Consider the following 327-nt stretch of genomic DNA (forward strand, 5'->3'; position numbering starts at 1 on the left):
AGCCAGAAGTGCGCTCAGGATCGCCATGCGGATAGTGGTGTGCTTCATAGCCCGGCGTTGATCTGGTTGAGGTGACGCACGAAACGCGCGAGATAGGCGCTGCCCGGTGCGGGGTTCGCGCTGTGGTAGTACGCGATCGCTTTCTCGACCGAACGCGTGTTCCGGTAGTTCTCGTTGAGGATGGATTCGGCAACGCGGATGTTGATCGCAGGCGCGAGCGCGTCCCACGGCCACGCGAAACGCTGCCGGTGATAGCACCAGTTCACCTGCATGATTCCGACATCGAAATCGCAACGGCCCGCAGCGACCCGCGCGCGGATCGCGCCA

1 pseudogene is annotated in these 327 nt (G+C 63.0%); it reads right to left on the reverse strand.

Annotated elements, in window-relative coordinates:
- Positions 1–44: 44 nt before the first annotated feature.
- Positions 45–327, reverse strand: a pseudogene (locus tag SB816_RS30525) (lytic transglycosylase); the annotation flags it as partial.

The organism is Achromobacter sp. SIMBA_011 (genome assembly GCF_046535435.1).
Taxonomy (GTDB): domain Bacteria; phylum Pseudomonadota; class Gammaproteobacteria; order Burkholderiales; family Burkholderiaceae_B; genus Achromobacter; species Achromobacter dolens.